This window comes from Porphyromonas uenonis 60-3, from assembly GCF_000174775.1.
Classification (GTDB): domain Bacteria; phylum Bacteroidota; class Bacteroidia; order Bacteroidales; family Porphyromonadaceae; genus Porphyromonas; species Porphyromonas uenonis_A.
In genome coordinates, this window is the sequence record NZ_ACLR01000141.1 from 1 (window position 1) to 540 (window position 540).

Below are 540 nucleotides of genomic sequence, written 5' to 3' on the forward strand. Positions count from 1 at the left end.
AGTGCGCGATCGTATCCTCCTGTAGTCTCACAGCAGAAGAGCATGGTGTCGGTCTTGACTCCTCGACCAGCGTTCTTCTTGCTCCAAGAGACGAGGCTCCGGAACCCCTTAGGGTTGTTTTCTACAGTGGTGTAGGCGAGCTGCTGCTCGCTGTCTGATTCTGATTCGTAGCGAATCAGGGTGGCGTCCAGTTTTTCTTTGGAAACGTCGATGCCGATAAAGTGATATTCCATAACTTTGTATCTGATTATTGATAAGGACCAGCTAGGCTACATTAGGCTATTACTTTAATTAGGCTATAGGCCTCACTTTCTAATGAGTCTCAAGTAGCTGAACTCCAGAGGGTCTATAACAGACCTTAGGCTCGAAGCCTCGTAGGGACGATAGATTACCCTCTGGTTGCTGTCCTTACCTCACTACAACAAAGGTAAGAACAACCCGTTCAACTGACCTAATCTCGGGTCGATTTCTTTTCACTCTGCAAAGTTAAAGTAGGGACGCACGATCTGTGCGTCCGTTGTAGAACGTTCAAAGCGAGAC

The 540-nt window shown here is 47.6% G+C and carries 1 pseudogene; it reads right to left on the reverse strand.

What is annotated here, in order from left to right:
* A pseudogene (locus tag PORUE0001_RS05015) lies at window positions 1-233 on the reverse strand (IS110 family transposase); the annotation flags it as partial.
* Window positions 234-540: the final 307 nt, after the last annotated feature.